The sequence below is a fragment of the Actinomadura chokoriensis genome (genome assembly GCF_039529475.1).
Taxonomy (GTDB): Bacteria; Actinomycetota; Actinomycetes; order Streptosporangiales; family Streptosporangiaceae; genus Spirillospora; species Spirillospora bangladeshensis.
This window is the reverse complement of sequence record NZ_BAAAMW010000027.1, coordinates 1-19,663: the sequence shown is the minus strand read 5'-3', so window position 1 is coordinate 19,663 and position 19,663 is coordinate 1. Positions and strand designations below refer to the sequence as shown.

General features: G+C 73.2%; 18 protein-coding genes. 12 read left to right on the top strand and 6 right to left on the bottom strand.

Going from position 1 to position 19,663, the window contains the following annotated elements:
• Window positions 1–39: 39 nt before the first annotated feature.
• From ABFX46_RS36720 to ABFX46_RS36705, 4 genes are read right to left on the bottom strand one after another with little or no spacing between them, the layout of a single operon-like run.
• Entirely contained in the window at window positions 40–942 is a 903-nt protein-coding gene (locus ABFX46_RS36720) for an ABC transporter ATP-binding protein (RefSeq protein WP_346048592.1), read from the bottom strand.
• A 2-nt stretch (window positions 943–944) separates the two neighbouring features.
• Complete coding sequence (locus tag ABFX46_RS36715; RefSeq protein ID WP_346048591.1) at window positions 945–1,805, bottom strand: ABC transporter permease; 861 nt, start codon at window positions 1,803–1,805, stop codon at window positions 945–947.
• Window positions 1,802–2,578 (bottom strand): ABC transporter permease, encoded by a 777-nt coding sequence (locus ABFX46_RS36710; protein ID WP_346048590.1) that lies wholly within the window; start codon window positions 2,576–2,578, stop codon window positions 1,802–1,804. Before ABFX46_RS36710 ends, ABFX46_RS36715 begins: the two co-directional genes overlap by 4 nt.
• Window positions 2,575–3,564, bottom strand: coding sequence for an ABC transporter substrate-binding protein (locus tag ABFX46_RS36705; RefSeq protein WP_346048589.1), 990 nt, complete (start codon window positions 3,562–3,564; stop codon window positions 2,575–2,577). The genes ABFX46_RS36710 and ABFX46_RS36705 overlap by 4 nt, the downstream gene beginning before the upstream one ends.
• A 454-nt stretch (window positions 3,565–4,018) precedes the next feature.
• Here ABFX46_RS36705 and ABFX46_RS36700 point away from each other — a divergent pair, with 454 nt between their 5' ends.
• The 5 genes from ABFX46_RS36700 (at window position 4,019) to ABFX46_RS36680 (ending at window position 9,734) form a co-directional block, all read left to right on the top strand.
• Window positions 4,019–7,243: a sensor histidine kinase gene (locus ABFX46_RS36700; protein WP_346048588.1), complete on the top strand. Its 3,225-nt coding sequence runs from the start codon at window positions 4,019–4,021 to the stop codon at window positions 7,241–7,243.
• On the top strand, window positions 7,240–7,686 hold the full coding sequence (locus ABFX46_RS36695) for a roadblock/LC7 domain-containing protein (protein WP_067635689.1): 447 nt from the start codon (window positions 7,240–7,242) through the stop codon (window positions 7,684–7,686). The genes ABFX46_RS36700 and ABFX46_RS36695 overlap by 4 nt, the downstream gene beginning before the upstream one ends.
• Window positions 7,687–7,716: 30 nt before the next feature.
• Window positions 7,717–8,181, top strand: coding sequence for a DUF742 domain-containing protein (locus ABFX46_RS36690; protein ID WP_131939754.1), 465 nt, complete (start codon window positions 7,717–7,719; stop codon window positions 8,179–8,181).
• Between the two features lie 40 nt (window positions 8,182–8,221).
• Window positions 8,222–8,818 (top strand): GTP-binding protein, encoded by a 597-nt coding sequence (locus ABFX46_RS36685; RefSeq protein WP_346048684.1) that lies wholly within the window; start codon window positions 8,222–8,224, stop codon window positions 8,816–8,818.
• A gap of 142 nt (window positions 8,819–8,960) precedes the next feature.
• Entirely contained in the window at window positions 8,961–9,734 is a 774-nt protein-coding gene (locus ABFX46_RS36680; RefSeq protein ID WP_428831352.1) for an SGNH/GDSL hydrolase family protein, read from the top strand.
• A gap of 5 nt (window positions 9,735–9,739) precedes the next feature.
• On the opposite strand, the gene ABFX46_RS36675 is transcribed toward ABFX46_RS36680, so the two are convergent.
• The gene (locus ABFX46_RS36675; RefSeq protein ID WP_346048586.1) at window positions 9,740–10,060 is read right to left on the bottom strand and encodes an STAS domain-containing protein; all 321 of its coding nucleotides are present in this window, start codon (window positions 10,058–10,060) and stop codon (window positions 9,740–9,742) included.
• Between the two features lie 196 nt (window positions 10,061–10,256).
• Here ABFX46_RS36675 and ABFX46_RS36670 point away from each other — a divergent pair, with 196 nt between their 5' ends.
• A complete protein-coding gene (locus tag ABFX46_RS36670) occupies window positions 10,257–13,826 on the top strand; it encodes an AAA family ATPase (protein ID WP_346048585.1) in 3,570 nt (1,189 codons plus the stop codon).
• A gap of 11 nt (window positions 13,827–13,837) precedes the next feature.
• On the opposite strand, the gene ABFX46_RS36665 is transcribed toward ABFX46_RS36670, so the two are convergent.
• A complete protein-coding gene (locus tag ABFX46_RS36665) occupies window positions 13,838–15,838 on the bottom strand; it encodes an ABC transporter ATP-binding protein (protein WP_346048583.1) in 2,001 nt (666 codons plus the stop codon).
• A gap of 157 nt (window positions 15,839–15,995) precedes the next feature.
• Here ABFX46_RS36665 and ABFX46_RS36660 point away from each other — a divergent pair, with 157 nt between their 5' ends.
• The 6 genes from ABFX46_RS36660 to ABFX46_RS36635 all read left to right on the top strand — a co-directional run bounded on the left by ABFX46_RS36660 (window position 15,996) and on the right by ABFX46_RS36635 (window position 19,540).
• On the top strand, window positions 15,996–17,093 hold the full coding sequence (locus tag ABFX46_RS36660) for an LCP family protein (protein ID WP_346048582.1): 1,098 nt from the start codon (window positions 15,996–15,998) through the stop codon (window positions 17,091–17,093).
• 22 nt (window positions 17,094–17,115) lie between these two features.
• The gene (locus tag ABFX46_RS36655) at window positions 17,116–17,409 is read left to right on the top strand and encodes a hypothetical protein (protein ID WP_346048581.1); all 294 of its coding nucleotides are present in this window, start codon (window positions 17,116–17,118) and stop codon (window positions 17,407–17,409) included.
• Between the two features lie 85 nt (window positions 17,410–17,494).
• Window positions 17,495–17,653 carry a hypothetical protein gene (locus tag ABFX46_RS36650; RefSeq protein WP_346048580.1) on the top strand — a complete coding sequence of 53 codons (159 nt, stop codon included), beginning with the start codon at window positions 17,495–17,497 and terminating at the stop codon, window positions 17,651–17,653.
• A 170-nt stretch (window positions 17,654–17,823) separates the two neighbouring features.
• Window positions 17,824–17,979 (top strand): hypothetical protein, encoded by a 156-nt coding sequence (locus ABFX46_RS36645; protein WP_165965280.1) that lies wholly within the window; start codon window positions 17,824–17,826, stop codon window positions 17,977–17,979.
• Window positions 17,980–18,024: 45 nt separating this feature from the next.
• On the top strand, window positions 18,025–18,513 hold the full coding sequence (locus tag ABFX46_RS36640; protein ID WP_346048579.1) for a glutathione peroxidase: 489 nt from the start codon (window positions 18,025–18,027) through the stop codon (window positions 18,511–18,513).
• A 127-nt stretch (window positions 18,514–18,640) separates the two neighbouring features.
• On the top strand, window positions 18,641–19,540 hold the full coding sequence (locus ABFX46_RS36635) for an oxidoreductase (RefSeq protein WP_346048578.1): 900 nt from the start codon (window positions 18,641–18,643) through the stop codon (window positions 19,538–19,540).
• Window positions 19,541–19,663 lie beyond the last annotated feature (123 nt).

Here is a 19,663-nt window from a genome sequence, read left to right as displayed (position 1 = left end):
GCCCCGGTGTCGGTCGTGCGCCGCTCCAGGCGGCCGGCGTCACTTCGCCGGCTTGCTCCCCAGCGCGGCCTCGGCGCCGGCCTCAGCACCGGCCTCGGCACCGGCCTGCGGCGCGGCGGGCGCCGCGCCCGGCACCTTGGCGCCGCCGCGGACGAGCCGGCCGACCTCGGCGCGCAGCCGGACGAACTCCGGCAGCCCCCGCGTCTCGATCTGGTCGCGGGTGGACGGCAGGGTGACCGGCAGGTCGGCGTGCACCCGGGCGGGGGAGCGGTTCAGCACCACCACCCGGTCGCCGACGTAGACGCTCTCGTCGATGTCGTGCGTGACGAGGAGGATCGTCATCCCCTCCTTGCGGTGCACCTGGAGGACGAGGTCCTCCAAGTCCTCCCGGGTCTGCGCGTCCACGGACCCGAACGGCTCGTCCATCAGCATGAGCGACGGGCGGTAGGCCAGCGCCCGCGCGATCGAGACGCGCTGCTGCATGCCGCCCGACAGCTGCCACGGGTACTTGCGCCCGGCGTCCGGGAGGCCCACCGACTCCAGCGCCTCCTCCGCGGCGGCGCGCCGCTCCGCGCGGGACTTCCCGCGCCGGCGCAGCGGCAGCGCCACGTTGTCGCGGACGGTCAGCCAGGGGAACAGCGAGCGGCTGTAGTCCTGGAAGACCACGGCGAGGTCGTCGGGCACCCCGTCGATCGGCTTGCCGTTCAGGGTGAGGGTGCCGCCGGTGGGGCGGATCAGCCCGGCGATGCAGCGCAGCAGCGTGGACTTGCCGCAGCCGGATGGGCCGACGATGCTGACCATCTCGCCGTCCGGGACGGTGAGGTCGAGTCCGTCGAGGGCCAGGTGCCCGTCGGCGTAGGAGTGGGTGAGGCCGGTTATCTGGAGCATCGCGGCCGCCTTTTCTCGTGTGTTCGTCTTGAGGTTCGTCTGCGTGGCGGTCATCGTCAACTCGCGAGCCTCTGCGCACCCGCGTGCCACGCCAGCAGGCGCCGTTCCAGCAGCATGAACACGGCGTTGAACAGGAAGCCGAGGATGCCCAGCATCACGATCCCGGCCCACATCCGCGGCAGTTCGAAGGTGCGCTGCGCGCCGATGAGCTCGGAGCCGATGCCCGCCGTGCTGCCGAACAGCTCGGAGATCACCATCAGGATCAGCGCGAACGACAGCGCGACCCGCAGCCCGGCGAAGATCTTCGGCGCCGCCGCGGGCAGCACGATGGTCAGCAGCCTGCGCATCGGGCCGATGCCGAACACGCGGGCCGTCTCCAACTGCAGCGGGTCCGCGGTGCGGACGCCGTCGGCGGTGTTGAGCAGGACCGGCCACACCACGCCGAACGCGATCGTGACGATCTGCATGGTCGCGCCGAGCTGGAACACCATGATGAAGAACGGCACCAGGGTCGGCGGCGGCACGGCGCGCAGGAACTGCAGCACCGGGTCGAACAGGTCGTTCATCGTCCGCGACCGGCCGATGGCCGCGCCGATCACGACGCCGACCGCGCCGGCGGCGGCCCAGCCGATGAACAGGTGCGCCAGGCTGGTGGAGAAGTCGTCCACCGCGTCCTCGGTGAGGAACAGGTGGGACGCGGGCCCGGAGAACCAGAGTTCGTGCAGCGTCTTGACGATCGTGGTCGGCGGCGGGAAGTAGGTCTCGTTCACCGCGCGGGTGATGACCTCCCACAGGACCAGGAAGACGGCGACCAGCCACACCCGCTCGGCGAGGCCGCGCACCCCCTTCAGGACCTTCACACCGGCTCCCCGCCCGGGTGCCGCGGTGACCGGCGTCCCCTCGTGCACGGCGCTCATGCGACCCCCTCCACGCGGGCGGACTGCCAGCGGAACGCGACCCGCTCGACGCCGAGCAGCGCGACGTTGGCCAGCAGGCCGAGGGCCCCGGCCCACACGGCTCCCGCCAGCATGAGGTCGGTCTGGCCGCCGCCCGACTGGGTGTCGGCGAGGTAGATGCCCACGCCGTCGAACCCGCCGGCGATCAGCTCGGTGCTGATCACGACGATGAGGGCGACGGAGGCGGCGATGCGGATGCCGGTGGCGATGAACGGCGCGGCGCTCGGCAGCGACACCCGCCACAGCACGGCCGGCGTCCCGAACCCGAAGCTGCGCAGGCTCTCCTTGGCGACCGGGTCGACGTCCCGGAGCGCGTACAGGGTGTTGATGAGGATCGGCCACAGGCAGGCGTAGAAGATCAAGGACATCTTCATCTGCGTGGGGCTGGCGAACAGGATGATGGCGAGCGGGATCAGCGCGACCGAGGGGATGGGGCGCAGCAGCTCGACCAGGGCGCGCGCGGCGGTGCCGAGGAACGGCACCGAGCCGAGCAGGACGCCCAGTGGGACGGCCACGAGGACCGACAGTGCGAGTCCGCCGAACCAGGCCTTGAGCGTGGCCCCGACGTCGACGAGGAACTCCTGGTCGACGGCGAGTTCGGCGGCCGCCCGGAGAACGACCGACGCCGGGGGCAGGGCGGCCGCGTCCACGAGGCCGGTACGGCTGATGACCTCGAGGACGGCGACCACCCCGGCAGCCCCGGCGGCACCGAAAGCGATACGGCGAAGGTTCATGAAGACGACGGCGTTGCGATGTACTGCTTGACGTCGATGCGCTTGTCAACGTAGCCGAACTGCTGCATGAAGTCCGCGACGCGCTGCAGGCGGGTGGCGTTCAGCGAGGTCGGGTAGGTGCCGTAGCTCATCGTGGACGCGACCTTGGCGTCGATGCCCTTGGCGTAGGTGGGCAGGATGTCCTGGACGACCTTGCGGTCGGCGCACTCGCCCTGCGCCTTGGTCAGCGCGCGCTGGAAGGCGGCGACCGTCTTCGGGTTCTCCTTGGCGAACTTCTCCGTGGAGGCGTAGCCCGCGATCGGGAAGTCGGCGGTGGGGCCGCTGGACAGGTCGGCGACCATGCGGGCGCCCATGGACTCCTGCATCTGGGTGCCGAACGGCTCGATGGCCTGGACGGCCTCGACGCTCTTGGACTTCAGGGCCTGCTCCATGGCGGGCGGGGCGACCTCGACGAAGTTCTTGTCCTCGTCGAACTCCACGCCCTCGGGCTGGGCGGCGGCGCGGACCAGCAGCGTGCTGATGTTCCGCTTCGTGTTGACGCCGATCTTCTTGCCGGCCAGGTCCTTGACCGTGTGGTACGGGGAGTCCTTGCGCACCATCAGCGTGTGGGTCTTGGACGCGCTCTGGAAGCCCTCGGCGACGATCATCGGCTTGAAGCCGGGGTCCTTGGTCGCGGCGGTGAGCAGCGAGACGTAGTTGCCGAAGCTGAAGTCGAGGCGGCCGCTCTTCAGGAGCGGGATGCCGGCGGCGCCACCCGGGATGACCTGCGTCTTCACGCTCAGGCCCTCGGCCTTGAAGTAGCCCTTGCTGATCGCGAGCTGGACCGGCGCGGTGTCGGCCACGGTCATGGTGCCCAGGGTGATGTTGGACTTCTCCAGCCCGTTCGCCGATTTCTTGTCATCGGAGTCGCCACAGGCGACCGCCGTGAGCGCTACCGCGATGGCGAGCGCGCCACTGACGGTTGCGCGGCGGTGGGAAGCAGACATGAGCAACGCTCCATTTTGCGGGGGAAGCTGGCTGAAAGCTGATCTTTCAACGAGCGGGGAGCGTAGCGCACCGTGGGGGCGTCATGGGCGAGATGCGAGCTTTACATGCATAAATGTGAACAGACGTCAACAGGCAGTGACATTCGTATCCTCTGCATCACAAGTCCAGACCTGTGTGATCATTCGGGTTGGCCATGTTGGTGGCTCTGTGTTGCAATGTTCGGCGCTTGCCCGCAGTGGTGCGGACAGGTGCCGCGACCCGAATCCCGTTCAGGTCCGTGACCGGGAACCGCGCGCCGCGAGCGGTCGATCCATGGAGAGGTAGCGGAGGGCAGTGCGCAAAGCCGAAGGGGCCGAGTCGGCCCCGCAGTCCCCTCAGCCAGCCCCGCCTGCCAGCGAGGACGCCCCGAAGCGGGGCTCGCTGGCAGGTCGGTTCAAGCTGCGCAACTGGCGCGTGCGCACGCGCCTGTTCGCCCTCATCGCGGTGCCCACGATCGTGGCCGCGCTGCTCGCGGGCTACCGCGTATCGGTGTCGATGGACAACGCCGACGCCTATGCGCGGACGGGTCAACTGGCCACGCTCGGTAATCAGTTGACCGCTCTCGCGCACGAGGTCGAGAACGAGCGCGACGCGATGGCGGAAAGGGCCGCCGGCGGCTCCCGCGCCGTCAGCCCGGAGGCGCTGAAGTCGCGCCAGGAATCGGTGGACTCCGCCGCGCGGAAGGTGCGCGACGCCGCCGCGGACGTCCAGGCCGACTCGCCCGCGATGAAGCTGGTGCTCGGCAACGTCGTGAACCGCGTCACCGAGCTCCCCTCGCTGCGCCAGCTGGCCGCGCGCCTCGCGCCCGGCCCGATCATCGACAAGTACAGCGAGTTCATCGACGACTTCACGAGCTTCCACCTGCTGGTCTCGCAGGACGCGCCGACGCCCGAGCTGGCGCAGACCGCGCTGGCCCTCGCCGACCTCGCCAACGCCAAGGACGCGGCGTCCCGCGAGCGCGCGCTGATCTCCGCCGCGCTCTGGCAGGGCCGGTTCGAGCCGCTCGAACGCGACTCCGTCGACGACGCCCGCGCGGACATGAACACGAGCATCGCCGCGTTCCGCAGCTCCGCCACGGCGGCCCAGCTGCAGCTGTTCGAGGACACCGTCACCGGCCCCGAGCTGGACCGCGCGGAGTTCACCCGGCTGCGCGCCCTCACCATCGCCGACAAGTCGCCGCAGCTGCAGGCCAAGCTCGGCGCGAAGGTCGCGCGCGGCTGGACCTCCGACTCCGGGTCGCGCGTCGACAAGCTCCGCGCGGTGGAGCAGAGCATCGCCGCCGACCTGTCGGTGTCCGCGCACGACGCCGAGTCCGACGCGCAGACCGCCGCCATCCGGGACGGGATCCTGCTGTTCCTCGTCCTCGCGATCGTGCTGGCGACCGTCATCGTCGTGGCCCGCTCGCTGGTGCGGCCGCTGCGCCGGCTGCAGTCCGGCGCGCTCGACGTCGCCAGCACCCGGCTGCCCGGCCTGGTCGACCGGCTGCGCGACCCGGAGGCCGCGGCCGGCGGCATCGAGGTGGAGCCGATCGAGATCGACTCCACCGACGAGATCGGCCAGGTCGCGCGGGCCTTCGACGAGGTCCACCGCGAGGCGGTCCGGCTGGCGGCCGACGAGGCGGTCCTGCGCGGCAACATCAACGCGATGTTCGTCAACCTCTCCCGGCGCAGCCAGTCGCTCATCGAGCGCCAGCTGCGGCTGATCGAGGAGCTGGAGCAGAGCGAGCGCGACGAGGAGCAGCTCGCCAACCTGTTCCGGCTGGACCACCTGGCGACCCGTATGCGGCGCAACTCGGAGAACCTCCTCGTCCTCGGCGGCCAGGAGCAGGTGCGGCGCTGGAACAAGCCGGTCCCGCTCATCGACGTGGTCCGCGCGTCGCTGTCCGAGGTTGAGCAGTACGAGCGCGTCGCGCTGCGGGTTCAAGGCGACATGGCGGTCGCCGGCCCCGTCGTCAACGACCTCGTCCACCTGCTGGCCGAGCTGGTGGAGAACGCCACCGCGTTCTCCTCCGAGCACACCAAGGTCACCGTGTCCGGTCAGATGCTGAGCGGCGGCGGCTGCATGCTGCAGATCACCGACAACGGCGTGGGCATGTCGACCGAGGAGCTGGAGCAGGCCAACTGGCGGCTCGCGAACCCGCCCGTGATCGACTTCTCCGCGGCGCGCCGCATGGGCCTGTTCGTGGTCGGCCGCCTGGCCGTCCGGCACGGCATCCGGGTGGAGCTGCGCGCCGCGCAGGGCGGCGGGCTCACCGCGTTCGTGGTGCTGCCGGACGCGGCCGTCACGCCCGGCGACTCCGGCGGCCTCGCCGCCCGCGGCCTCGGGCCCCGCGAGTCCGGCTCGGCCGGCCAGCTCGCCGCGCTCACCACGACGGCCGCCGAGCCGCCGGCCGCGCCCGGCGGCGCGTTCCGCCAGGACGGCTACGGCCCCGCCGGGCAGCCGATGGGCGCCCCGGCGGGCGCCGGCACCGGCGGGCACCCCATGGTCGGCGGGGTCGGCGGCACCGGCCCGCTGCGGCCCGTGCGCGGCGGCACCGACGCCCAGCCGGTCATCGGCGAGACGGGCCCGATCCCGGTCGGCGGCGGGTTCTCCGGCACCGGCCCGCAGTCGGCGGTGCCGCCCATCGAGCGGCGCCCGCCGCGCGAGCGCCGCCGCCAGGCCGAGGACCCCTACCAGCCCGGCGACCGGCAGCCGCCGCGCCGGCCGGGCGAGCTGCCCGTCCGCGAGCCGGGCGCGCACCTGCCGGGCCGCCCGTCCGACGACGGCGCGCCGAACGGGCTCTTCCAGCCGCGCGCCGAGCGCGCGCAGGAGCCCGCCGAGCACGGCTCCGGGAGCAACGGCGTCTACCGGCCGAGCGGCCGCACCGGACCGCAGTCGGTCGTGCCGGAGGCGCAGCCGATGGTGCCCGAGCCCGGCGCGGCGCGGCAGATCCCGTGGGAGACCGGGCCGATCCCGGTCGGCGACTCCGGTCCGGGGCAGGCAGGCGCCTACACCGACGGCTACACCGACGGCGCGCCGCCCGCCCGCGCGGAGGAGTACGCTCCGGAACCGCCCGCGCCCGAGCCGGCCATGCGGGCCGCGGCCCCGCCGCCCGCGCGGCCCGAGCCGAAGGTGCCGCCGCGGGGCCCGGAGCGGTCGCCCATCTTCGACGCGATGCAGTCCGAATGGTTCCAGCGCAGGTCCGGAAGCACATCCGGGGAGGATCCGGTGAAGGGTTGGGAGTCGCCCGCCGACGCGGGTTTCCGCGCCGCCGAGGCCGCTCGCAAGCCGGTGGCGGCGTCCCGCACGAGCGTGGGGCTGCCCAAGCGGGTGCCGGGCAAGAACCGCGTTCCCGGCGCGGTCGGCCGCGCCCAGACGGCCGCCCCGGCGCAGCCGCCGGCGGCGCCGCCCGCGGGCGGGCCGTTGCCGGGCGGGCCCGGTCAGGGGCAGTCTGTGCAGGGGCAGCAGCCCGAGGGCCGGCAGGCGCCCGGCCAGCAGGTGCAGGGCCAGCAGGGATACGGCCAGTCGGCCGACTTCGTACGCAACCGTTTCGCGAGCCTGCAGCGCGGCGTCCACAGGGGGCGCAACGAGGCGCGCGGCGGAAGCACGTCAGGTGAGGCGCCGTCACAGGGTGACGGCGAGACAGGAGGCACCCGGTGAGCGGGCAGGATCTCAACTGGTTGGTGACGAACTTCGCGGACCGTGTCGCGAAGGTCGCGCACGCCGTCGTGGTCTCCTCGGACGGCCTGCCGATGGCCTACTCCTCGGGCTTCCCGCCCGAGCGGGCGGACCAGCTCTCGGCGATCGCCTCGGGGCTGATGAGCCTGACGCAGGGCGCGGCGAAGATCTTCGACGCGGGCGGGGTGAACCAGACCGTCGTCGAGATGGACCGCGGGCTGCTGTTCGTCATGTCCATCACGAACGGCTCGGTGTTCGCGGTGCTGGCGGCGCCCGACTGCGACCTCGGGCTCGTCGCCTACGAGATGACGCTGCTGGTGGAGCGGGTGGGCCGGGTGCTGACCCCCGCGCTGCGCGCCCAGGAGCAGCCCCCGTACTCGGGGCCGCCCGTCACCGAGATGGGCGCCGGCCCCGCCCGCTATTGACCGTGACTGACTCTGACGGAGGTCGGCGACATGGATCGAGGCAGTCACTACGGAGGCGGTCCGGGCGGTCCTGGCGGCCCCGGACGCTGGCCCGGTGACCAGGGCCGCGTACCGGCGCCGGGGCGTCCCCCCGAACGCGAGGAGAGCGAGTCCAGCTCGCTGGTGCGCCCCTACGCGGTGACCGGCGGGCGCACGAAGCCGCGCTACGACCTGGCCATCGAGGCACTGGTCACCGCGGCGCCGTATCCGCCGCGGGACGTGGCCGTGCTGACCCCGGAGTACCGGGCGATCATGGACCTGTGCCGCTCCGCCCGCTCGGTGGCCGAGGTGTCGGCGCTGCTGCGCCTGCCGCTCGGCGTGGCGCGCGTGCTCGTCGCCGACATGGCCGTCGAGGGACTGCTGCGCCTGCACCAGTCGCAGTCCTCCACCACCGCCGGCGGACAGCCGGACCTCCGCTTGCTAGAAAGGGTGCTCAGTGGCCTTCGGAAGCTCTGACCAGGTTCCGCCCCCGGGGCCGCACGGCGGAGAGGCCGAGCTGACCTCGGTCAAGATCGTCGTCGGCGGCGGCTTCGGCGTCGGGAAGACCACCTTCGTCGGCTCGGTCTCGGAGATCATGCCGCTCACCACGGAGGCGGTGATGACCGCCGCCAGCGCCGACGTGGACGACCTGTCGGCCGTTCCGGACAAGACGACCACCACGGTCGCGATGGACTTCGGGCGCGTGTCGCTCGACAGCGAGCTGATCCTGTACCTGTTCGGCACCCCCGGGCAGCACCGGTTCTGGTTCATGTGGGACGACCTGGTGCGCGGCGCGATCGGCGCCGTCGTGCTGGTCGACACCCGCCGGCTGGAGGACTGCTTCGCCGCGGTGGACTACTTCGAGGAGCTCGGCCTGCCGTTCGTGGTGGGCGTCAACGGGTTCCACGGCGAGTTCCAGTACGCGGTCGAGGACATCCGCGACGCCCTGTCGATCAGCTCGCACGTGCCGATCGTCCAGTGCGACGCGCGCAGCCGCGAGTCCACCAAGCAGGTGCTGATCACGCTGGTCAAGCACGCGATGTCGGTGCACTCGGGCGGGTCGCCCGCCGCCGCGCCCGCGCAGCCCGGCAGCACGTCGCCGAGCTGGACCTGAGACGCGCCCGGCCGGGGGGCCGGTCGCGGGCGCCGTCTCGGGGCACCGTCGCGGGCACGGCCGCGGTTACGGTCGCGTAAGTCGTGTGCACGATGCATGATTAATCCTCGTGATTGACCATGAATCAGTGTTGGGGGTCGCGATGAGCGAAATGGAGCAGATCCGGACGTACGTGGCCATCGGCGACAGCTTCACCGAGGGCCTCAACGACCCCTACCCGGGCGAGGACGACGTGTTCCGCGGCTGGGCGGACCGGCTGGCCGAGCACATCGCCGCCGGAAGCCCTGGCCTGCGCTACGCCAACCTCGCGGTCCGCGGCAAGCTCGTCCGCCAGATCGTGGACGACCAGGTGCCGCGCGCCGTCGAGCTGGAGCCCGACCTCGTCACGCTCTGCGCGGGCGGCAACGACATGATCCGCCCCGGCGCCGACCCGGACGCGCTCGCGGTCGTGTTCGACGACGCCGTCCGCAGGCTGCGCGGCACCGGCGCCCGGGTGGTGGTCTTCACCGGCTTCGACACCCGCGGCCTGCGCTCCGGCTCGCGCATCCGCGGCAAGGCGGCGACGTACAACATGCACCTGCGCGCCATCGCCGACCGCCGCGGCTGCGACGTCGTCGACCTGTGGCCGCTGCGCGCCTTCAACGACCCCCGCGCCTGGCACGAGGACCGCCTGCACCTGTCCCCGGAGGGGCACCGCCGGATGGCCCTGCTCGTCGCGGGCGTCATCGGCGTCCCCGCCGAGGGCGACTGGCGCGAGCCGTGGCCGCCCCTCGACCGGGCCGACTGGCTCACGCTGCGCCGCGAGGACGTCCGCTGGGCCCGCACGTACCTGGTCCCGTGGATCGGCCGCCGGGCCACCGGACGCTCCTCCGGCGACGGCCGCAGCCCGAAGCGCCCCACCCCCCTCCCGCTGTAGCCGGGTCAGGGCAGCGCCTCCGCGAGGGTGGCGGTCACGGGGATGCGGCGGTGGAGCCCGGTGATCTCCAGGGTGCGGCGGACGATCGGGCGCGGGCCGGCGAGCGTGAGGCTGCCGCCCGCGGCGGTCGCCGCCTTGTAGCAGGCGACGATGACCGACAGGCCGCCCGAGTCCATGAACTCGAGGTCGGCCAGGTCGAGGACGAGGTGCTCGCCGTGTTCGCGGCGCGCCTCGTCGAGGGACCTGCGCAGGTCTTCCGAGCAGGCGATATCGAGTTCTCCGCGCAGCCGGACGACGGTCCGTCCGCCGTCCGACCGCGTGGTCACTTCCAAAGGTGGCACGGGGGGTTCCCCTCCTGTGAGCACAGCGCCTCCCGGAGGGCCGTCCGGGAAATGCTTTCCATGTGACAACTATCGCCGACGACGGGCCGCCTGCCAACCCGGCGCGACGGGGGTGTGCCGGATCGTGCCGGGTCGTAGGGTGCTGTCGGACGTGCCCCTCCCTGTCTAGGAGACCGACTCCGTGAGTGCCCCCCGGCTGCCGGACCATCTCGAAGTGCTCCTCACCGAGGAGCCCGTGCTGGACGTGTACGCGCACGGCCCCTGGCGAGTGCCCGACGGCCTGTACGAGGAGATCCGCGAACGGGCGGTCGCCTACAACACCGACGAGCGCGCGGTCGTGCTGACCCGCCGGCTCAGCGACTTCTACGGCGACCGCACCAGCGCGGCCGGCGCCGAGCAGTGGTCGCTGCTGACGTTCCTGCTGGGGGCGTCGGCGGTGCGCGGCGGGTCGCGCGGCGACGTCGACTACGAGCTCCTGTCGGACTTCCTCGCGACGCCGGAGTCGGCGGTGCGGGACCCGTCGGCGTTCTTCAGCCAGGGCGGGCGGTGGCGCCCGCCGGGCCTGTGGCTGCCCGAGCCGGCGGGCGACGACCCGGAGCGGCGCGCGGTGATGTTCGAGCTGGCGCGGGCCGGGCTGGACGTCTTCGAGGGGCTGGAGCCGGTGGAGCGCCGCCGGCGGGCGCTGATCGGGCTGTTCGACCGGCGGGCGGCGGACCCGGCGCTCCGCGAGGTGGACATGTCCGTCCCGAACGGGCGCCTGGAGGACGCCTGGACCTCCGCGCTGACCGAGGAGGAGCTGGCCGTCCTGCCGGAGCTCGCCGGCCCGGTCGGCTACCTCGGGTGGGCCTGCGAGGGCCTGGACGCCGCGCACCGGCGGCTGTCGGGCGCCGTGGCCGACGGGGACGAGCCCGACGCCGCGCTGGCCCGGCTGCTGCTGGCGGCCGGCGCGCCGGTCGTCCCGGCCGAGCTGGCGGTCGTGCTCGGCACGGTGCGGTACGAGAACGTGGAGGAGCGGTTCCGCGCGGCGCGCGAGGGCTTCTCCGCCGAGGCGTGGCAGCAGGACGTGCGCGCATGGCTGGCGCGGGGCCTGGTCGCCGGGGAGGCCGACGCCGCCCGCGCCTGGCTGGACATGGCCGTCCGCGTCACCGGCGCGGCGCAGGGGCTGCCCGAGGCGGCGGTCAGCCCGAAATGCCGGGTGCCGGTGCGCGCGTTCCAGGCCGATCTGCGGCGGCTGTTCACCGTCCGGCGCGTCTTCAACACCCTGGCGTTCGGCAGCGGGGCGCCGGCGGAGGAGCCCGCGGAGGAGGCGCGTCCGCGGCGGGTGGCCGTGCCGGAGCCGGGGCTCGTCGGCCAGCCCGAGCTGTCGCGCGCGCTGCGGGACGCGGTCGCGGCGCGGCTGGCGGGGGAGCGGGCCGTCCGGCTGCTCATCGCCGGCCCGGAGGGCACCGGCAAGGGCACCGCCGCCGAGCTCGCCGAGGCGATGCTCGCCGAGGGCGGCGCCGTCCGGGAGGCGCTGTGGGTCTCCGACCAGGTGTTCGCGTCGCTGGGCGTGAGCGACGCCGTCCTGTGGCTGCAGGCCCGCGTCCGCGAATGCCTGGAGGGGCGGATGCTCCTCGTCGTCGACGACCTGGAGAAGCTCGCCGCCCACGAGCGCTGCGGCGCCGCCGCCGCGGAGGAGCTGCGCCGGCTGATGGCCCGCGCGCCGTCCCTGAGCGTCGTCGCGCTGTGCCGGCCCGGCGGCGACCGGCGGCTGTTCGACGCCAACCCGGCGCTGGTCCGGGCGTTCGACGTCGCCCGCACCCGCGACTTCGCCGAGGACGACTTCGCCGAGCTGTTCGCCCTCGCGGTCGCGCGGCGCGGCGCGCACGTCGCGGCGGACGTCGCGGCGGCCGCGGGCGGGATGCTGCGCCGCACCCCGCCGCTGCTGAACCTGCGCGGCGCGCGGCTCGCCGAGCACATGGCCGCCGAGGCCGTCGCCGCCGCCCGCGCCCGCCGGGACGCGGCCGCCGGCGGCGCCGCCGAGGTCACCGGCGCCGACCTGCCGCAGCGCCTCATCGCGGGCCGCCCCGCCGACGGCGACCCGCTCGCCGAGCTGGCCGCCGTCGTCGGCATCGAGCCCGTGAAGCGGGAGGTCGACGCCCTGATCGCCGAGGCCAGGGCCGCGCGGCTGCGCCGCGAGGCGGGCATGACGGCGCGGCCGCGGCCCCGGCACCTGGTCTTCACCGGCAACCCCGGGACGGGCAAGGGCCGGGTCGCGCGCATCCTCGGCCGCGTCTACGCCGACCTCGGCGTGCTGTCGTCCGGCCACCTCGTCGAGGTGGAGCGCGCCGACCTGCTCGGCGAGTACGCCAGCGAGAGCGTGCTGCGGGTGCGGCGGGCGGTCGAGGAGGCGCACGGCGGCGTCCTGATGGTGCGGGACGCGCACGCCCTGGTGTCGGTGTCGGCGGACGCCGCGCGCGGCCGCGAGGTCCTGGACGTCCTGCTGACCAGCGTCCAGGCGCACACCGAGGACCTCGTCGTCGTGCTGACCGGCCCGCACGCGGAGATGAACGGGCTGCTGAAGGCGCACCCCGACCTGGCCGAGTTCTTCCCCCGGACGATCCGCTTCGCCGACCTCACCGACGACGAGCTGGTGCAGGTGTTCGCGGCCAAGGCCGCCGCCTCGGGGTTCGAGCTGGCCCCCGGCGTGCTGGACGAGGTCCGCGCGCTGGTGGAGGCGGCGCCGCGCGAGCGCGGGCTCGGCAACGTCCGCATCATGGCGAACCTGCTGGACCGGGCGGTCGCGATGCAGGGCCGCCGCGTCCTCGCCGACGGGATCGTCGACGAGACCGAGTCCCTCGACGTGATCCTCGTGGAGGACGTCCCCGACACCCTCACCCGCGGCCGCGACGACGTGCCGGGCGACCCGCTCGCCGAGGTCGACCGGCTGATCGGGCTGGCCGACATCAAGCGCGAGGTGGCCGCGCTGGTCGCCGAGGTCCGCGCCGAGCAGCTGCGGCGCGACGCGAAGGTGTCCCCGGCGCCGCCGGCCCGGCACATGGTGTTCATGGGCAACCCGGGCACCGCCAAGACGACGATCGCGCGGCTGATCGCGGCCGTGTTCGCCCGGCTGGGGCTGCTGTCGTCCGGGCACCTGGTGGAGGTCACCCGCGCCGACCTCGTCGCCGAGTTCGTCGGGCAGACCGCGCCGCGGGTGCGGGCCGCGGTCGAGCGCGCCCTCGGCGGCGTGCTGTTCGTCGACGAGGCGTACGCGCTGTCGTCCTCCGGCGGCGACCGGCGCGACTTCGGCCACGAGGCGATCGCCGAGCTGCTGCGGCTGATGGAGGAGCACCGCGGCGACCTGGTCGTCATCGTCGCCGGCTACGACGCCGAGATGGAGCGGTTCCTGGACGCCAACCCGGGGCTGAAGTCCCGGTTCCCGAAGCGGCTGCGGTTCCCCGACTACACCGACGACGAGCTGGTCACGATCTTCGAGTACATGGCGGCCGAGGCCGGGTTCGCGCTCGCGCCCGGGGTGCTGGACGCGCTGCGCGAGCGCGTCGCCGCGCACCCGCGCGGCGCCTCGTTCGGCAACGCCCGGCTCGTCCGCAACCTGCTGGAGGCGTCGATCTCCCGGCAGGCGCAGCGGATCACCGCCGGGCACGACGCGGGCCGCGAGGTCGGCGCGGCGGAGGTGGGCCTGCTGCGGCCCGAGGACGTCCCGGACGCCCCGGCCCGCGAGGACGACCGCGCCTACGGCCTCTACATCTAGCCCGCACGCCGCTAGCCGGCCTGTGCCTGCGGGCCGTCGGCGGCGTACGCGGCGGCCTGCAGCGAGTACAGGTCGGCGTAGAGGCCGCCGCGGGCCATCAGCGCCGCGTGGTCGCCCTCCTCGATCACCTCGCCGCGCTCCAGGACGTAGATCCGGTCGGCGTAGCGGACGCTGGCGAGCCGGTGCGTGATCAGCAGCACGGTCCGGCCGTCGGCGTGCGTGCGGATCCGCTCGAACAGCTGGTGCTCGGCCCGCGCGTCCAGCGCGGCGGTCGGCTCGTCGCAGATCAGCAGCGGCGCGTCCCGGAAGAAGCCGCGCGCCACCGCGAGCCGCTGCCACTGGCCGCCGGACAGGTCGGCGCCGCCCTTGAACCGGCGGTCCAGCAGCGTCCCGTAGCCGCGGGAGAGCTCCGCGACGACCTCGTCGGCGCCGGCCGCGCGGGCGGCGGCGAGCATCGCCGGGTCCTCCTCGCCGCCCGCGGCCAGGCCGCCGGGGCCGTCGCCGCCGCGCCCCATCGTGATGTTCTGCCGGGCGGTCATCGGCCAGTGCGTGTACTCCTGCGCGATGACGGCGATGCGCTCCCACACGTCCTGCGGCGGGACGGCGGCGAGCGGCACCTCGTCCCACCGGACCTCGCCGGCGTCCGGGTCGTACAGGCCCGCCATGATCTTGGCGAGGGTCGTCTTGCCGGAGCCGTTCTCGCCGACGAGCGCGACGACCTCGCCCTTGCGCAGGTCCAGCGAGACGCCGTTGAGGGACGGCGCGTCCGCCCCCGGGTAGGTGAACACGACGTCGCGGACGCGGATGCGCGCGAAGTCGTCCGGCAGCCGCCGCCGGTCCTCCGCCGGGGCCAGGGCGCGGTGCGGGATGCGCTTCTCGGCGGCGTCGCAGAAGCCGAGGTAGTCCCCGAAGTAGAGGCCCTCCTCGTAGCACTGGTTGACCGCGAACACGAGGTTGGCCAGGGACGACTGCCCGGAGCGGATCGCCAGCACGGCGGTGCCCGCCACCGCCAGCGGCACCGCGCCCTTCCACAGCATGACCCCGAGCGCGATGTAGACCAGCGCCGTGGCGAGGCCCTTCAGCATGTCGCCGGTGACGCGCGCGATGGTCTGCCGGCGCGCCAGGTCCAGTTCGACGCTCCGCTGGTAGGCGGCCGACCGGTCGTACTGGTCCAGCAGGAACGGCCGCATGGTGAACGAGCGCACCTCGGCCGCGTGCTTCCGCTCGACCATCAGGTCGGACAGGATCCACTTGCGGCGCGCGACCTCGACCAGGGAGAGCATCGTCAGGTACCGCATCCGGGCGCTGCGCACGGCAGCCCACCCCTCCGGGACGGCGGTCAGCAGGAGCAGCGGCAGCAGCAGCGGGTGCAGCACGCCGAGGGTGCCCGCCGCCGCGACCATCCCCACCAGCCCGGTGAGGACGTCCACCGCCTGCTGGACGACCCGCGGGGCCGACATCATGCCCCGGGTCTGCGCGCGCTGCAGCTCGTCCAGGAAGTCGGAGTCGTCGAGCGCGGTCAGGTCCACCGCGGTCGCCGCCTCGTACAGCCGCAGCTCGGCGAGCCGCTGCACCTGCGGGTCCAGCCGCGACTGGGACCAGCCCGCGCACGCCTGCAGCGCGGCCCGCAGCGCCACCGCGCCCGCGACCAGCGCCAGCGAGGGCAGCGCGTCCCGGACCCGGGACGGCGTCGGCGCCGCGCTGAACAGCGCGGTGAGCACGCCGGTCGTCGCCAGCAGCCAGAACGCCGTGAAGAACCCGGCCGCGAGGTTGAGGGAGATCGTCGCGACCGTGTCGGCCCGGCTCGCCCGCCAGGCCAGCCCGGCGGCCTGCGCGATCACCGCCGGCAGCCGCCGCGCGACGGTGCCGAGCCCCGTCTCGGCGAGTTCCCTGTCCTTCTCGTGCCACCGGTGCGCCGACAGCTCCGGAAGCTCCGGCCCGGTGCCGGTCTCCGCCCGCCGGCCGCCGCCGCGGCGGCGGATCCACCTCGAACGACGCCGTCGTCCAGCCATGCGCCACCCTCCCTGCGTACACCCCGCCAGGGGGCAGTGTGCGCCGTACGGGGGACGGTGTCCGCTTCATGTGTCACATAGCGCGGTGATTTGTTCCAGTGGAGAATCATGCGGCGGATGGACGCGCGACCCCCTCCGGGTTGTCTAAGGTCGACGCATGAACGACGGCCGGGCGCACCAGCACGCCAGCTACGGACGCGATCCGTACGGGGACCCCTACGACGACCCGTACGCGGGCGACCAGCTCGCCGGGGCGCGCTTCGGCGAGGGCGGCCCGCGCGGCGGGGCGCCGGTCCGGCGCCGCCGGCGGCGCCGCTGGCCGCGGGTGCTCGGCGCGGTCTTCGTCGTGCTGCTGCTGGTCGTCGTGGGCGGCTACTTCTACCTCGACTCGCGGCTGAAGCGGGAGTCGGTCCTCGTGGACTACCCCGGCCGCGTCGCCGACACGCCCGGCACGAACTGGCTGATCGTCGGGTCCGACAGCCGCGAGGGCCTGTCGAAGGCCGACCAGAAGCGGCTCCGCACCGGGTTCGCGCCCGGCCGCCGCACCGACTCGATGATGCTGCTGCACTACGGCTCCGGCGGGACGTCCCTCATCAGCCTGCCGCGCGACTCCTACGTCCCGATCCGGGGGCACGGGTCGAACAAGCTGAACGCGGCGTTCTCCTTCGGCGGCCCCAAGCTGCTCGTGGAGACCGTGGAGAAGACGACCGGCATCCACATCGACCACTACGCCGAGATCGGCTTCGGCGGCTTCGTGGGCGTCGTGGACGCGGTCGGCGGCGTGGACATCTGCGTCAAGGAGAACATCAAGGACCCCAAGGCGGGGCTGAACCTCAAGGCGGGCTGCCAGACGCTGGACGGCGGCCAGGCGCTCGGCTACGTGCGGACCCGCGCGTTCGCCCGCGCCGACCTCGAGCGCGTGGAGCACCAGCGCCAGTTCTTCGCCGCGCTGATGAAGAAGTCGACGAGCCCCGGCACGATGCTCAACCCGTTCCGCAGCGTGCCCCTGGCGATGAACGCCACCAGCAACTTCCTGGTGGACGAGAACGACCACCTGTACGACCTCGTCCGCATGATGTGGGCGATGAAGGGCGTGAGCGGCGACAACGGCGTGACGACGACCGTGCCGATCGGCGGCGGCGGCAGCTCGGTGGCGGCCGGGTCCTACATCACCTGGGACAAGGCCAAGGCGTCCAGGCTCTTCGACGCCCTCAAGCAGGACCAGCCGATCCCGCCGGACGCCATCACCAAGTGACCGGTCCGGTTACAGTCGGATCATGTCCGATGTGACGCCGGACGGCGTGAAGCTGGACGAGCTGCCCTCGACCGAACTGCACCGGCGGGCGATGGACCTCGCCAGGGAGCGGCGGGACGTCGGCTTCCTTTGGGAGCTGCTGCGCGCCATCCCGGCCGCCGCGGCGGCCGCGGGCGAGGTCGACCGCGCCGAGTTCGACCTCTTCCACGGCCTGTCGCTGCTGGAGGAGTTCACCCACGCGGGCGAGGGCGAGGTCGGCGACGCGCTCAGGCCGATGTACATCGAGTACCTCACCGAGCACGCCAAGCGGACCTGACGGTCTCTTTACCCGGTCTTGATCTCCGTCCGACCGCCCCTGGGAATCACTCTGCGTAGGCAAGCGACCGCAGAGGGTGGTTTGAGTGAACAAGAAGCAGATCAAGATCGCCGCCATCGCCTTCGTGGCGTGGTACGTCATCAGCAAGCCCGACGGGGCGGCGCATCTGGTCAACAACGCCCTGAGCGGGCTCGGCACCGCGGCGGAGTCGTTGTCGCAGTTCATGAGCGCCATCCCGAGCTGACGGACGGCCGCCGGCCCCGTACCCCCTGCGGTACGGGGCTTCTACGCGCCCGGGGCACCAAGCGGTGGCGCGCGCGTCACAGTAAAATCCCGCTTTGCGGGCAGACGCCGCTGGGCACAATTGGATCGGGTCAACTGTGTCGCGCGCTACAACCAGGGACGGGCGTACGGATGAAAAAGAACATTCGCTATGTGGCGATCGCCTTCGTCATCTTCTACCTGCTGAGTTCACCGACGGACGCGGCCGGAGTGGTCAACAACGCCTTCGACCAGCTCGGCAACGCGGGCAACCAGCTCGCCGCCTTCGTGAACGCCTTGGGCAAGTGACCGGCCGGGGCCGATCGCGGGGGGTGATCTCCTAGGATCGGCCTCATGTCTGTCTTCGACGTAGAGATCGAGGGTCTGCGGGGCGGTTCCGCGGACCTCGCGCAGTACCGGGGCAAGGCCGTGCTCGTCGTCAACGTCGCCTCCAAGTGCGGCCTCACCCCGCAGTACTCCGGCCTGGAGCGGCTGCAGGAGCGGTTCGCGGAACGCGGCTTCACCGTCCTCGGCGTCCCCTGCAACCAGTTCATGGGCCAGGAGCCCGGCACCGGCGACGAGATCGCCGAGTTCTGCTCGGCGACGTACGGCGTCACCTTCCCGATGACGGAGAAGGTCGAGGTCAACGGGCCCGGCCGGCATCCGCTCTACCAGGGCCTCGTCGGCGTCCCGGACGCCGAGGGCCACACCGGTGACATCCGGTGGAACTTCGAGAAGTTCCTCATCGCCCCCGACGGCGCGGTCACGGCCCGGTTCGCGCCGCAGACCGAACCGGAGTCCGCCGAGGTCGTCGGCGCCATCGAGAAGAACCTGCCCGCCTGACCCCGCCTGCCCGGAAGCGGCCGCCCTCCGCTGCGGCGCGGTTGTGAATCGCGTCACAGCGGGGCGCGTTGCGGGCTATTCGATGGCCCGTCTAGCTTGTGAGGTCCGACCGGACGTGGAGGTGCCCATGCGGGGCTGGACGGCGAACGACATCCCGGACCTTTCCGGCCGGCGCGCGGTCGTCACCGGGGCCAACAGCGGCATCGGCTACCACACCGCCCTCCAGCTGGCCCGGCACGGCGCGTCCGTCGTGCTGGCCTGCCGCAGCGCCGAACGCGGCCAGGCCGCCTTCGACCGGATGAGCGCCGCCGCGCCGGGCGCTGACATCGCGCTCGGCTCGCTGGACCTCGCCGACCTGTCGTCCGTCCGGGCGTTCGCGGCCCGGTACGGCGGCGACCCGCTCGACATCCTGGTCAACAACGCGGGCGTCATGGCCATCCCGCACCGCTCCACCGCCGACGGCTTCGAGATGCAGTTCGGCACCAACCACCTCGGCCACTTCGCGCTCACCGGCCTGCTGCTGCCGGCGCTGCGCGCCGCGTCCGCCCGCGTCGTCACGGTGACGTCGGGCTTCGCGTGGACGGGCCGCCTCGACTTCGGCGACCTGCAGGGCGAGCGCCGCTACCGCAAGTGGGCCGCCTACAGCCGGGCCAAGCTCGCGAACCTGGTCTTCGCCAAGGAGCTGGACCGGCGCGTCCCCGAGCTGACCAGCGTCGCCGCCCACCCCGGCTACGCCGCGACGAACCTCCAGCAGACCGGCCCGAAGATGCAGGGCAACGCGTTCATGGAGAAGGCCACCGGCATCGGCAACGCGGTGATCGCCCAGTCCGCCGCCGCGGGCGCGCTGCCGTCCCTGTACGCCGCCACCGCGGACGTCGAGGGCGGCGCCTGCTACGGCCCCCGCCTCCTCCAGTACCGCGGCGCCCCCGCCAAGGTGCCCGCGCCCCCGCAGGCGAACCGGCACGGCGAGCGCCTCTGGGACGTCTCCGAGACCCTCACGGGCGTCTCCTACGCGCTACCCGCCTAGGGCCTGTTTCGAAGTGAGATGAGTGGCGGCGTGTCGTGCGCCGGACGCGGTGAGGTCTCCGGTAGAGCGTTCATCGACCAAGAAGAACAACACCGGAGACCTCGTGGCCACCCTAGCGGTGAC